Below are 13,905 nucleotides of genomic sequence, written 5' to 3'. Positions count from 1 at the left end.
GCAAGGCCGCTCCAACAGGCAAAAAAAAGCCCCGGACCATGCCGGGGCCGAAAAGGCAGCCGAATGACTCAGCTGGCCAACCGTTTGTCGAACACGTGGCACGCCTTGCCTTCTGAGCGCTTGAGCGTGCCGCAGGGTTGCAGGTGCACCTGGGTGCTGATGCCGATGTAGGTCTTGATCTGTTTGCTCAATTCCCCGATAACCAGCTTGCGCTGGCCTTCATCGAGGTGCTGGCACTCCGCACGCAACTCCACATGCACCTCGACACTGTCCAGGTTGCCATTGCGATACAGATGAATCTCATAAAGCTCTGAAAGCTGTTTTATTTTTAATACCTGCTCCTCGATCTGCGTGGGGAACACGTTGACCCCGCGAATGATCAGCATGTCGTCACTGCGGCCGGTGATCTTGCCGATTCTGCGCATGGGCCGGGCGGTGCCGGGCAGCAGACGGGTAAGGTCACGGGTGCGGTAGCGCACCATCGGCAGCGCTTCCTTGCTCAGTGAGGTAAACACCAGCTCGCCCAGCTGGCCGTCCGGCAACACTTCGCCGGTGACTGGGTCGATGATTTCGGGGTAGAAGTGGTCTTCCCAGATGGTCGGGCCGTCCTTGGTCTCGATGCATTCCATCGCCACCCCTGGGCCCATGATCTCCGACAAGCCATAGATATCGAGGGCGTTGATACCCAGACGCTGCTCGATCGAGCGGCGCAGTTCATCGGTCCAGGGCTCGGCACCGAAAATGCCCAGGCGCAGCTTGAGGTCGTGCGGGTCGATGCCCTGGCGCTCGATCTCGTCGGCCAGGTTGAGCATGTAGGATGGGGTGACCATGATGATATCGGGCTGGAAGTCGCGAATCAGCTGCACCTGCTTCTCGGTCTGGCCGCCGGACATGGGGATGACTGTACAGCCCAGGCGCTCGGCGCCGTAGTGCGCACCAAGCCCACCGGTGAACAGGCCATAGCCGTAGGAAACATGCACCTTGTCGCCTTTGCGCCCGCCACCGGCACGGATCGAGCGGGCGACCACATTGGCCCAGGTGTCGATGTCGTTCTGGGTGTAGCCGACCACCGTCGGCTTGCCAGTGGTGCCACTGGAAGCATGCAAGCGCACCACGTCTTCCTGCGGCACTGCGAACATGCCGTAGGGGTAGTTGTCGCGCAGGTCGTTCTTGCCGGTGAAGGGGAACTTCGCCAGATCTTCAAGGCACTTGAGGTCATCGGGGTGGGCGCCGCACTCGGCAAAGCGCTGACGGTACAGCGGCACGTTGTCATAGGCGTGCTTCAGGCTCCAGCGCAAACGCTCCAGCTGATGCTGGCGCAGGGCGTCGACGCTGGCGGTTTCCATCGGGTCCAGCAGGGCACGATCGGCATCATGGTACATATTCATGGCTTCACTCGAATTGTTCTTGTACGCCGCGCGCCTGCGGTTGCAGGCCGCGCGGTGAGTGTCATGGAGGCAGCATATACGGCTGCGTTCAGTTCGGTAACAGGCGGATGGTGTGAACCGCTCAGAGGCGCTCGATGACCATGGCAATGCCCTGGCCAACGCCGATGCACATGGTGCACAAGGCGTAACGACCGCCCGTCTCTTCCAGCTCGTGCAGCGCCGTGGTCACCAGCCGCGCACCGCTCATGCCCAGCGGATGGCCCAGGGCAATCGCGCCACCGTTGCGGTTGACCCGCGCGTCGTCGTCAGTGAGGCCTAGCTCGCGCAACACGGCCAGACCTTGTGCGGCGAAGGCCTCGTTGAGCTCGATGACATCCAGGTCAGCCAGCGACAACCCAGTCATTTCAAGTACCTTGCGGGTTGCCGGCACCGGGCCGATGCCCATCAGCCGCGGCTCAACCCCGGCCACGGCCATGCCGAGGATGCGACCGCGCGCTTTCAGACCATGCAGGCGGGCAGCGTCGCTGCTGGCCAGTAGCAGGGCGCAGGCGCCGTCATTGACCCCTGAGGCATTGCCGGCGGTTACGCTCCCCCCCTCTCGGAATGGAGTACCCAGCTTGGCCAACTGCTCCAGCGTCGTGTCGCCGCGTGGGTGCTCGTCATGCTCGACCACTTTGGCCGGGCCTTTGCGCTGCGCAATCTCGACCGGCACGATTTCCCGGGCCAGGCGACCTCGGGCCTGCGCTGCGGCAGCCTTGTGCTGGCTGCGCAGGGCGAAAACATCCTGGTCGGCGCGGGAAATACCAAACTGCTCAGCCACGTTCTCGGCAGTTTCCGGCATCGAATCGGTACCGTAGGCGGCCTTCATCCGTGTGTTGACGAAACGCCAGCCGATGGTGGTGTCGAACAGTTCCGCCGTGCGACCGAATGCCTGTTCCGACTTGCCCATTACAAACGGCGCACGCGACATCGACTCCACGCCGCCAGCCAGCATCAGCCCGGCCTCACCACAGCGCAGGGCGCGGGCCGCATTGCCGATGGCATCCAGGCCAGAACCGCACAGGCGGTTGATGGTAGTCCCCGGCACTTCGAGCGGTAGCCCGGCCAGCAGGCTGGCCATGTGGGCCACGTTGCGGTTGTCTTCGCCTGCCTGGTTGGCGCACCCGAGGATCACGTCATCAACGGCCTTCCAGTCCAGTTCGGGGTGGCGCTGGATCAACGCCTTGAGCGGGACGGCCGCGAGGTCGTCGGCGCGAACGCTGCTCAAGGCGCCGGCATAGCGGCCAATGGGGGTGCGCACGGCGTCGATGATCAAGGCATCGGCGAGGGTCGGTTCAGTCATCTTGCGTCTCCTGCGCCAGCACGGTGCCGCGCACTTTGTAGGATTTGCCATGGAACATCGCCACCAGCTCACCGCGCTGGTTGTCGATGCGCACGTCGTACAGGCCGGTACGGCCTTTGCGGCTGACTTCGCTGGCGTGAGCGGTGAGCACGTCATCGCGCAATGCCGGGGCCAGGTAGTCGATGCTGCAGCCCAGCGCCACGGTGGCTTGGTCGTAGCTGTTGCAGGCGAAGGCAAACGCCGAATCGGCCAAGGCGAACAGGAAGCCACCATGACAGGTGCCATGGCCCTGAATCATGTCGGCACGTACCGGCATGCGCAGGCTGGCCCGGCCCGGCCCGGCATCCAACAGGCTGATGCCCAGGCCCTGAGTGGCCTGGTCGCGGGCGTACATGGCGTCGGCACAGGCTTGTGCCAGTTCCACTTCAGTCATGCAGGGTGCCTCCTTTGGCTTCGCAGCGGCGCAACAGCAGGGAAGGGCGGTAGCGACTCTCGCCATAGCTGCGTTGCAGGTTGTCCAGTACGCGCAGGGTGTGGCCAATACCGATGTTCGCGGCCCAGGCCAGAGGGCCGCAGGGGTAATTGACGCCGGCGCGCATGGCCAGGTCGATGTCGGCAGCGCTGCCGACACCCTGCAACACGGCATCGGCGGCTTCGTTGGCGAGCATCGCGACGGTGCGCAGTACCACCAGGCCTGGCAGGTCGGCGACGCCGGTCACTTTAAGGCCTGCGCGCTGCAGCAGGGCAACGGCTTGGTCGCGGGCACTTTCGCTGGTATCGGCCGACCAGCTAATGGCGATACGCGTGGCGCTGCCGTAGTCCAGCGCCAGGTCGAGCAGCACCAGGTTACGCAGGCCGTCTTCACGGGCGCGTTGGCTGGCCAAACGGCCGTCGGACAGGGCCAGGGTGGCATCGCCCACCTGGATCAGGCCGCTGCCGGCGCGCTGGGTCACGGCAATGCCGCTTTGGCGCAGGCGTTCGGCCAGCGGTTGCATCACGCCCAGGCAGCCCTCGACAACGCAGGCACCTGCAATGGCGAGGCTGTGCAGTTCGGCAGGCTGGGGGCGTTCGGCGCCCTCGGCATAGCTATAGAAGCCCTGGCCGGTCTTGCGCCCAAGGCGACCGGCGTCCACCAGTTCTTTCTGCACCAGTGATGGCTGGAAGCGGAAATCACCATAGAACGCATCGAAAACCGAGCAAGTGACAGCGTAATTGACGTCGTGGCCGATCAGGGTGGTGAGTTCGAACGCCCCCATGCGGAAGCCCCCGGCCTCGCGCAGCAGCGCATCGAGGCTGGCGCAATCGGCGGCACCTTCTTGCAACAGGCGCAGGCTTTCGGCATAAAACGGCCGCGCCACGCGGTTGACGATAAACCCCGGTGTAGAGCGCGTGTGCACCGGCTGTTTGCCCCAGGCCTGGGCAGTGGCATAGATGCATGCGGCAACTGTCGGGGCGGTTGCCAGGCCAGACACCACTTCGACCAGCGCCATCAATGGAGCAGGGTTGAAGAAGTGCATGCCGACCACGTGCTGCGGGCGCTCAAGACCGGCAGCAAGGCTGGTGATGGACAGCGACGACGTGTTGCTGGCAAGAATGCAGTCGGCGCCGCACAGGGTTTCGAGCTGACTGAACAGCGCCTGTTTCACCTGCAGGTTTTCGACGATGGCTTCAATCACCAGGCCGGCATCGGCCAGAGCTTCGAGCGTATCGACCGGGCACAGACGGGCGCTGATCGCTTCCCGTTCAACGGCCTGCAGCTTGCCCTTTTCCACTTGCCGGGCCAGCTGCCGATCAATACCCGCCACTGCCTGGGCAGCTGCCCCCGGGCGGTTGTCATAGAGCTTCACTGGGTGGCCGGCCTGGGCCGCCACCTGGGCGATACCGGCGCCCATGGCACCGGCACCGATCACCGCCACCTGCACATTGCTTGCGAGTGCGCTCATGTTCAGCGCCCCTTGAAAACTGGCGTGCGCTTGTTCATGAAGGCACTCACGCCTTCGCGGTAGTCCTCGCTGCGCCCGGCCAGGCGCTGCAGGTCGCGCTCCAGCTCCAGCTGCTCGTCAAACCCATTATCGAAACTGGCATTGAGGCTGCGCTTGATCAGGGCCAGGCCGTAGGTGGGCTGGGTGGCGAGCTGGCGGGCGAGGGCGAGGGCTTCGTCTCGCAGTGCGGCATCATCCACCACCCGGTGGATCAGCCCCCATTGCTGGGCCTGCTCGGCGCCAAGGCGCTCACCCAGCATGGCCAGGGCCTTGGCCCGCGCCATGCCAACCAGGCGCGGCAGCAGCCAGGTGCCGCCAGAGTCCGGCACCAGGCCGATCTTGCAGAAGGCCTGGATGAAGCTGGCGGAGCGGGCGGCCAGCACCAGATCGCAGGCCAGCGGGATATTTGCGCCAGCGCCGGCAGCCACGCCGTTGACCGCACAGATCACTGGCAGCGGCAGGTCGCGCAGGGTGCGCACCAGCGGGTTGTAGAACTTGTCGATCGACTCGCCCAGGTCCGGTATTTCGGCGCCGGGGGCAACGTTGCGGTCGGACAGGTCCTGGCCGGCGCAGAAGCCCCGGCCTTCAGCCGTCAGCAACAGCACCCGCGCTTCACTGCTCTGGCGTACTTGCTTGAGTGCTTCGCGCACTTCCATGTGCATGGCGGTGTTAAAGCTGTTCAGTTGCTCGGGGCGGTTCAATGAAAGGAGGGCAACGCCGTCCTCGATGGAAAACAGGATGTGCTGGAAAGTCATGACAGACTCGCTCCGTCAGTCGAGGGAATGATGTTTAGCGGCCCTGGAAACGAGCCTGGCGCTTTTCCTGAAAGGCCCGGATGCCTTCGTCCCGGTCGGCGGTACCGGCCAGCAAGGTGAACGCATGGCGTTCGAAGCGCAGGCCACTGGCCAGGTCGGTATCACCGGCCTTCAGGAGCGCCTCCTTGGCCAGGCGCACGGCAAGCGGCGCCTTGGCAGCGATGCTGCGGGCGACCTGCATGGCGCGCTCGACGGTAAGTTCGGGCTGGGAAATTTCGCTGACAAGGCCCGCCTGCTGGGCGTGGCGAGCGGTGATTGCTTCACCGGTCAGAACCATCTGCATGGCCAGCGGCTTACCGACGGCACGCAACAGGCGCTGGGTGCCGCCGGCACCGGGAATGATGCCGAGGTTGATTTCTGGCTGGCCGAAGCGGGCATCGGTGCCAGCGATGACGATGTCGGCGCACATCACCAGTTCGCAACCGCCACCCAAGGCGTAACCATTGACAGCGGCAATCAGTGGCTTGGTGAATGCCGCGATGCTTTGCCAGTGGGCTACGCGCGGATCATTGAGTATGCCGACCAGGTCACGCTCGGCCATTTCCCGGATGTCGGCACCTGCAGCGAATGCCTTGGCGCTGCCGGTAATCACAACAGCGCCGATCTGTTCGTCGCCAGCGGCTGCCTGTAACGCAGCAGCCAGTTCTGCCAGTAGCTCGGTGCACAGGGCATTCAAGGCCTCGGGCCGTTGCAAGGTAATGAGCTGAACGCCGTGTTCGGGCGCCTGCACAGCGAGATATCGCGGCATGTCGGGTTCCTCTGGCTGCACGCACGGCACATCGTGGGGCCGGCATTTCTTGGAATTGTTTGCAGGGGCGTGATGCGGGATCACGACCAGGTGCGGCCAGTATATGCATTACGCGATACATAAATGCAACATTCAAAAATGCATCTCGTATCCCTTTATTGTATTTTTTGCCAGCATCATCGACCTTATAAATTCTTGATGAAACGTTTGATCAAGGCATTTAGGCAGACGATTTGCCACTTTCTTTCAGCTTACTTGGCCTGACTGAAGCGATACACGATCTACCCGGTTGACGACGAAATGTCTTGTGATACAAGATCGAATGGCATTTCAAATCATTTCAGGAGCTTTGCCATGCCTTGCTATCGACTGGACGGCCTGACGCCCGTGGTTCATCCCACAGCCTACGTGCACCCCAGCGCGGTCCTGATCGGTGACGTCATCGTTGGCCCTCGTTGCTACATAGGCCCTCTGGCGTCGCTGAGGGGCGATTTTGGCCGCATCGTGCTAGAGGAGGGCGCCAACCTTCAGGACACCTGCGTGATGCATGGCTTCCCAGGCGGTGACACCGTAGTGGAGCGCAATGGGCACGTCGGCCATGGTGCCGTGCTGCACGGATGTCGCGTGGGTGAGGACGCCTTGATCGGCATGAACGCGGTGGTGATGGATGGCGCCCACGTAGCGCCACGCTGCATCGTTGCGGCCACAGCGTTCGTCAAGGCCGGCTTCGAATGTGCCGTGCAGAGCCTGGTGATGGGTTCGCCGGCTCAGGTCAAGCGCCCATTGACCGATCAGGAGCTGGCCTGGAAGCAGCGCGGCACCGCGCAGTACCAGCATCTGGCGCAGCGTTGCATGAACAGCATGGTCGAATGCCCGCCGCTGGCCGAGGCAGAACCGGGGCGCCCACGCATGGAAGACTCCGGTGTCAGGCCCAAGGGCCAGGCAAGCGCATGAACCTGGCAGTGACACGCCATGGCCAGGCGGCCCGCCGCACAGGTATAGTCGGTGCTTTCTCCGCGCACAGTTCGCCCATGAGCAATCTTGCCCCACTGAACAATTTGATTACCCGCTTTCAGGAGCAGACGCCGATTCGCGCCAGCTCTCTGATCATCACGTTGTACGGCGATGCCATCGAGCCCCACGGCGGGACAGTCTGGCTAGGTAGCCTGATCAATCTGCTGGAGCCGATCGGCATCAATGAACGGCTGATCCGCACATCGATCTTTCGCCTGACCAAAGAAGGTTGGCTTACCGCTGAAAAGGTTGGCCGGCGCAGTTACTACAGCTTGACGGGCACTGGCCGCCGACGTTTCGAAAAAGCCTTCAAACGCGTCTACAGCCAGAGCCAACCCGCTTGGGACGGCGCCTGGACGCTGGTGTTACTGTCACAACTCGAGGCTGGCAAGCGCAAGGCGTTGCGTGAAGAGTTGGAATGGCAGGGGTTCGGCGTCATGGCTCCGAACCTGCTGGGCTGCCCAAGGGCTGACCGTGCCGACCTGGCTGCCACGTTGCGCGACCTTGAAGCCAGTGACGACAGCATCGTCTTCGAAACCCACACCCAGGAGGTTCTCGCGTCCAAGGCCATGCGCGCTCAAGTGCGAGAAAGCTGGCGTATCGAGGAGCTGGGGGAGCAGTACAGCGAGTTCATCCAGCTGTTCAGGCCGCTGTGGCAAGGTTTGAAAGAGCAACAACTGCTGGATGCGCAAGATTGCTTCCTTGCACGCACACTGCTGATACACGAGTACCGCCGCCTGCTGCTGCGCGACCCGCAACTACCGGACGAGCTGCTGCCAGGGGACTGGGAGGGAAGGGCTGCGCGACAACTGTGCCGCAATCTCTATCGGCTGGTGTTTGCCAAGGCAGAGGAATGGTTGAACGCTGCGCTGGAAACCGCAGACGGACCATTGCCGGATGTGAACGAGAGCTTCTACAAGCGTTTTGGTGGGTTGGCCTGAAGAAAAAGTGCAGGCATTAACCTGACCTTTTATATAACTACGCTAAATGACTATTTAGTGTAGTTATCGTCAATAATTCACCAATAAATCGCACCAAAGCAGGTAAAAGCATCTGCCAACCACACAAATACGCAACATCAAGCTGCCGCCGCTTGCTTGAAAGGAGCGGGCGGCGGGCTTTGGTTACCCTGCAACCAGTCACAGTAGCGGGCCACGCCTTGCTGGACTGTCAATGTAGGCGCCTTGTAACCAGCAGCGCGCAAGCGCTCCAGGTCGGCACAGGTGTAGCACTGGTATTTGCCACGCAAATGATCAGGAAATTCGCTGTACTCCAGCACCCCCTCAAGCAAGGCCATATCAAGCGACAAAGGGGGTAGGTCTTGCCGTTCGCGCAGCCGATTGATCACAGCCAGAGCAACGTCGTTGAATGGCTGGGCACGACCACTGCCAACATTGAATATGCCACTGAGTTGTGGTCGCTCAAGGAAGAACATATTGACCTTGACCACATCCTCAACAGAGACGAAATCCCGCAGATGGCCACCGCTGGGGAAGTCCCCATAGCTACCGAACAAGCTGACTTTTCCGCGAGCCTGGTACTGATTGAAGCAGTGTAAGGCCACTGAGGCCATCGGGCCTTTATGCTGCTCATGGGGCCCGTAGACATTGAAATAACGCAAGCCGACGACCTGGCTGCGAGCCGCCGTCAGTTGCCGGCGCACCTGTTGATCGAACAGAAACTTGGAATAGCCATAGACGTTCAGCGGGCGTTCACACTCACGCTGTTCGCTAAAGATGCGTCCTGCGCCGTATACGGCGGCCGATGATGCATATAGCAGCGGGATTTCCTGGTGCTGTGCAGACGTCAGCAACTCACGGCTGAACCGGTAGTTGTTGTCCATCATGAAACGACCGTCGCCTTCGACGGTGCTTGAACACGCACCCTGGTGCAGAACGGCGCGCACCTTGCCAAACTGGCCGCGACCGAACCGGTCGAGAAAATCGTCCTTGTCCAGGTAATCGGCAATTTCACTGTCGGCCAGGTTGCTGAACTTGTCGCCATCGGTCAGATCGTCGACGGCAATGATATTGGTCTCGTTGCGTTGGTTGAGTGCCTGAACGAGATTGCTGCCGATGAATCCCGCGGCGCCGGTTACGATGATCGTCATGCCAGATTCCCCGTGAGGGTGCGGAGCTCGCATTTTACTCAAGGTAATGTGAGCCAACCTTAACCTGGATCAATTAAGCCAACGGTTTGAATGAGTGAGGAGCTTGTGCTGGCTTAACATCTGGCCGTCCACGGTACGGCACTGAAATATGAGGTTACTCATAATGCATATTATGTTAAATAGTGTATTTGAGGGGACGACTCCACTCAGCGTCCTCAACTCTTAGCACGGCATCAATTAACGCTATCTGTAACCCTCACTGATTAAGTGGAAACGTGAGCGAGTTAACCGGAAAGCCAGGAACATCAATCTGCTGTGTCTCACAGCTGACGTACTATCTCAATCCGGTGGCTACCTACAGCTCAGTGCTTAATCGGAAACAACCGGCCTCAAGCCATTGATTTCTCGTATCTGCAGCCAACGAGAAATTCTTTTTCGTGTGTACTGTGGCGAAAGTAAATTGGAAAACAGAATTCACCCAGTCCCAGCGCTGACGCAGATTCCTGTTTTCTATCAATTTGTTCTCGCGCCGAAATTGCGGGCCTGTGCCATAGCCTGGCCTTTTGCTGAAAATTAATCGGACAATAATCCCTCTGCATCGACTGATGCGCCCTGATGTTTGCTTTCGCGGCATGTGCTGTCTAAATTTCAGCCCCTGGGATATCTAAGACTCGGGACTATTTCCCTTCGCGATTGCTGGGCCGTGTTCGGACTACAAATTATGAGTTTGAGATTTCATGCCTTGCTGACGCACCCCGACTCGCCTGCCGAAGGTGCGAGCGGAAGATCTTGCGCGGAAAAAAAGCTGGTGAACGTTTACATCGAAAGCCTTCCGCCGGCTTTGCGGGCTCAAGAAAGCCAAGCACTGATGGCTGATTACGCGATTGCTATAAGGGCTACGCCAAATTATACCCGCTGGAATATTTCGGTTTTGGAAAAGTTTTTACTGTGGAGCTTCATTGTTGCAAGGAAATCCCTGGCAGAACTGAACAACAAAGACGTCCTAGATTTCTTGAACTTTTGCAAGAATCCTCCTGAGTCATGGATATCCAAGCATGTCAAGAGATTTATAAAAGAAGATGGTGCTCTAAAGCCCAATCCGAAATGGCGCCCATTTAATGCCCCCTTACGTTCGCCTGACACCAGATGCGTTATTAATAGATTTTTTGCTCTGTGTTCTGAGTCTATTGGTCTCGTGTACTGTCCTCTTCCCCGCTCTGAAATCCCACGAAATAATACATGTTGCTGCAGTTCAGCAGAGTCTTGGTGCCGCAATTATCTGGATGAATTTAAAGAAAACACTAAAGGAAAGGCGGGGTTAGAGCTTGGCTTGCTTTTGTTTGCCACCTCATTTTACCTCAAAATACCCCTGAGAGATTGCGCTGACTACCTTACCTGGGATTGCTTTGATTTATCAGATCGGGACAATGGTCGATTCAAAGTCAACACGGGTCAGGGATCTATTGCTGGTGAGATTCCTGAGGCTTATATGGAGTATTTTTTTCGTTGGAGAAGCATTTCTAAGCTGCCGGCTTACCCTACAACAGATGAAATTCGACCGCTATTTCATTGCCGAGCCAGAAATTACTCGGCAGCGTATATCCCCAAGCTTGGTTCAAGTGGCTTGATTCCAACTAAAATGTTAAGAGCCTTTCTTTTGGGGTGCGCACGATGCCGAGCGCATGGAAGTCCCTGGCAGAGTGGTTTTGATAGGAACAAGCGGCACAGATCAAGGCTAACTAACAAGAAATTAGACTTCTCTGCTATCAATAAGTTTTACCAAGAGGCTGCTGGGCTAAGCCTTTGCACACCTGCCACACCAGTCCCTTTGTATCTCGTGAAAAATGAGATTGCGGCCCCGCTTCCTATAAAGGTAATAACCTATTTATTAACTTCATTTAATCCGGCGGCAAATGGGGATATCTGCTCGGCTGGCGCATCACTGTTCCATTCGTTTATCAACATGGGGCCTAATCACCTTAAGCTTCGAGCATTCGAAAAATTGACTCTGTGGTCGGTGCTTATAGCTGGCAAAAGTCCGGCTAATCTAGTTGGATCAGATGCCGAATCATTCTATCTTTACTGCCTGAACCCTCCGGCACAGTGGGTCGGCGCGAGGATCTATCCTAGATCGAGCATTTTATGGCGGCCATTTCTTAAACTTCGGCCGGGAAAAGAAAACTCAGCAGACCTGGCTCCAGTTAGGCCGCGAAGCAATACCGCTAGGCCATCCCAAAGACGTTGCCGCAGGCTTTGCTTTGCTACTCTGCCCAACCTTTCCAGCCGTTCAATCCTGGCAATCATCAGTGTGATGCCACGTCGTGCACGTTGGCGGCGTCCATTCCTTCTCATAAACCGGTCTCCAAATGTCCCAAGCTGGTCACTCAAATCACTACTGGTAGATCGGTCACCGTACCATTGGCCGCGGCCGCAGTGCCAGCCGCTATGCTGAACCGGTAACGGCCAGTCAGTGAAAACCCACTAAACTGTATTTATATACAGTATCGTTCCAGACCTCGCGAGAGCCTAAATTCGGGATGCTTAAATCCCGCCATTCTGAGTTCGGAGCCATCCAAAAATGGCTCAAAGCAAAGCGCCACAAGGCCTGTAGCCGTTTTTAACCGATTGGTATTCCCGCCGCGTCAGGATAGTTGTCGTGTGAGTTGATTCGATGAGTCTTGGTCGGTGGGCGGAAGTGAGAGCCGTGTGGCGCGTTATTCGATAGAGCATCGGGAGTGGGTGGTGCGGCAGATGATGCCGCCCTTGAACCGGACGGTGCCGGAGCTGGTGGAAGCGACAGGCATTACTGATGCCACCCTGTATGCTTGGCGCAAACAGGCCAGAGCAGCGGGAGCAGTGGTGCCGGCAGATGGACAGCAGGCCGACCAGTGGTCGAGCCAGGACAAGTTTCGGGTGGTGCTGGAAAGCGCCAGCCTCAATGCGGCTGAGCTGGCGGAGTACTGCCGGCGCAAAGGCCTGTATGTCGAGCAGATCAACGCCTGGCGCGAAGCCTGCGAGCAGGCCAACAGCCTGGCTCAGCCGAGCAAGACCCGGCGCGAACGCGAAGAGGAAAAGGCCGCGAAGAAGCGCATCAAGCAGCTGGAGCGTGAACTGCGGCGCAAGGATGCGGCGCTGGCAGAAACCGCAGCTCTGCTGGTGTTGCGAAAAAAAGCCGAGGCGCTCTGGGGGAAGGACGAGGACGAATGATCAGCGCCCCGGATCGCCGTGAAACGCTGCAGTTGATCGAGGGCGCCGTGGCGGCGGGAGCGCGGCGGGCGCAGGCCTGCGCCGAACTGGGCCTGTCGCTGCGCAGCCTGCAGCGCTGGCAGCACTGCCCGGAGGATCGGCGTCCTTCGGCACAGCGAGCTGAGCCGGCCAACAAGCTGACCCCGCAAGAGCGCTGCCGCGTGCTGGAGGTCGCCAACCAGCCCGAGTTTGCCAGCCTGCCGCCGCAGCAGATCGTGACGCGGCTGGCCGATCAGGGCACCTGGCTGGCCTCGGAGTCGACCTTTTACCGGTTGCTGAAGGACGCCGAACAGCAGCATCCGCGCGGCCGTAGCCGCCCACCGGTGAAACGAGCGCTGACGACCCATGTGGCCGACGGCCCGAACCAGCTGTGGTGCTGGGACATCACCTGGCTGCCGACCACGGTCAAGGGCCGTTACTTCTACTGGTACATGATCAAGGACGTCTACAGCCGGAAGCTGGTGGCCAACGAGGTGCATGAAAGTGAAAGCGCCGAGCAGGCCGCCCAGCTGCTACGCCAGGCCTGCCTACGTGAACAGCGGGCAGGCCAGCCGCTGGTACTGCACTCGGACAACGGCAGCGCGATGAAGGGCTCGACCATGCTGGCGGCCATGCAGAACCTGGGTGTGATGCCCTCGTTCAGCCGCCCGCGGGTGAGCAATGACAACGCCTATGCCGAGGCCTTGTTCCGCACGGCGAAGTACTGCCCGCTGTGGCCGGAGCGGCCCTTCGACACGCTGGAGCAGGCCAGGAACTGGGTGAACAGCTTCGTGGCCTGGTACAACCATGAACATCGCCACAGCGCCCTGAAGTTCGTGACCCCGGCGCAGCGACATACTGGCCAGGCAGAAGAGTTGCTGCGCAAGCGTATCGAGCTGTACGAGGCGGCGCGTGCACGGCACCCGGAGCGCTGGAGCGGCAACATCAGGAACTGGGTGCTGGCACCAATCGTGTGCCTGAACCCGGAGCGGGAAGCGGTACTGCAGCAAACATCAAAGGCAGCGTGACACGCTCACGCGACAACTACCTTGAAAATCGCCGTATTACGACTGGAGATCCTCTGCGAAAAGGTCACTGAGGTGCAATTTCGCGGGATGAAATAATAGACTGTATATATCTACAGTATGTAGGCGACACTCGCCTCAGGCGAAGCGCGTTGCTCTGCATCTGGGAGTTCAACTACATCTATTGGTGATGGCTGATCAGTGGATGGGAAAGCATGTAGGTGGGCTGTCGCTCTGGCCGCGGTCGCGCATCGCC

11 protein-coding genes are annotated in these 13,905 nt (G+C 59.6%); 4 read left to right on the top strand and 7 right to left on the bottom strand.

Annotated elements, in window-relative coordinates:
• Positions 1 to 68: 68 nt before the first annotated feature.
• The 6 genes from paaK to paaF form a co-directional block, all read right to left on the bottom strand.
• Complete coding sequence (gene paaK, locus AB5975_23935; GenBank protein ID XDR19533.1) at positions 69 to 1,388, bottom strand: phenylacetate--CoA ligase PaaK; 1,320 nt, start codon at positions 1,386 to 1,388, stop codon at positions 69 to 71.
• A gap of 121 nt (positions 1,389 to 1,509) precedes the next feature.
• Positions 1,510 to 2,730: a 3-oxoadipyl-CoA thiolase gene (pcaF, locus tag AB5975_23930; protein ID XDR19532.1), complete on the bottom strand. Its 1,221-nt coding sequence runs from the start codon at positions 2,728 to 2,730 to the stop codon at positions 1,510 to 1,512.
• Complete coding sequence (paaI, locus tag AB5975_23925; protein XDR19531.1) at positions 2,723 to 3,163, bottom strand: hydroxyphenylacetyl-CoA thioesterase PaaI; 441 nt, start codon at positions 3,161 to 3,163, stop codon at positions 2,723 to 2,725. The genes pcaF and paaI overlap by 8 nt, the downstream gene beginning before the upstream one ends.
• Entirely contained in the window at positions 3,156 to 4,673 is a 1,518-nt protein-coding gene (paaH, locus tag AB5975_23920; GenBank protein XDR19530.1) for a 3-hydroxyacyl-CoA dehydrogenase PaaH, read from the bottom strand. Before paaH ends, paaI begins: the two co-directional genes overlap by 8 nt.
• 2 nt (positions 4,674 to 4,675) lie before the next feature.
• The gene (gene paaG / locus AB5975_23915) at positions 4,676 to 5,467 is read right to left on the bottom strand and encodes a 2-(1,2-epoxy-1,2-dihydrophenyl)acetyl-CoA isomerase PaaG (protein ID XDR19529.1); all 792 of its coding nucleotides are present in this window, start codon (positions 5,465 to 5,467) and stop codon (positions 4,676 to 4,678) included.
• 34 nt (positions 5,468 to 5,501) lie between these two features.
• A complete protein-coding gene (gene paaF / locus AB5975_23910) occupies positions 5,502 to 6,275 on the bottom strand; it encodes a 2,3-dehydroadipyl-CoA hydratase PaaF (protein ID XDR19528.1) in 774 nt (257 codons plus the stop codon).
• 354 nt (positions 6,276 to 6,629) lie between these two features.
• Here paaF and paaY point away from each other — a divergent pair, with 354 nt between their 5' ends.
• Entirely contained in the window at positions 6,630 to 7,229 is a 600-nt protein-coding gene (paaY, locus tag AB5975_23905) for a phenylacetic acid degradation protein PaaY (protein XDR19527.1), read from the top strand.
• A 77-nt stretch (positions 7,230 to 7,306) separates the two neighbouring features.
• Positions 7,307 to 8,230 carry a phenylacetic acid degradation operon negative regulatory protein PaaX gene (paaX, locus tag AB5975_23900; GenBank protein ID XDR19526.1) on the top strand — a complete coding sequence of 308 codons (924 nt, stop codon included), beginning with the start codon at positions 7,307 to 7,309 and terminating at the stop codon, positions 8,228 to 8,230.
• A gap of 137 nt (positions 8,231 to 8,367) precedes the next feature.
• Here paaX and rfaD read toward each other — a convergent pair whose 3' ends face one another.
• A complete protein-coding gene (gene rfaD / locus AB5975_23895; protein ID XDR19525.1) occupies positions 8,368 to 9,399 on the bottom strand; it encodes an ADP-glyceromanno-heptose 6-epimerase in 1,032 nt (343 codons plus the stop codon).
• A gap of 808 nt (positions 9,400 to 10,207) precedes the next feature.
• On the opposite strand from rfaD, the gene AB5975_23890 reads away from it, so the two are divergent.
• Positions 10,208 to 11,851, top strand: a complete 1,644-nt coding sequence (locus tag AB5975_23890) for a hypothetical protein (GenBank protein XDR19524.1) — start codon at positions 10,208 to 10,210, stop codon at positions 11,849 to 11,851.
• Between the two features lie 254 nt (positions 11,852 to 12,105).
• Positions 12,106 to 13,652 (top strand): IS3 family transposase gene (locus tag AB5975_23885; protein ID XDR19523.1). Its coding sequence is split into 2 segments (ribosomal slippage): positions 12,106 to 12,592 and positions 12,592 to 13,652, totalling 1,548 coding nucleotides; the frame shifts between segments, so codons are not numbered across the junction.
• Positions 13,653 to 13,905: the final 253 nt, after the last annotated feature.

The sequence above is a fragment of the Pseudomonas putida genome (genome assembly GCA_041071465.1).
GTDB lineage: Bacteria > Pseudomonadota > Gammaproteobacteria > Pseudomonadales > Pseudomonadaceae > Aquipseudomonas > Aquipseudomonas putida_P.
This window is presented reverse-complemented; position numbering and strand designations above follow the sequence as displayed.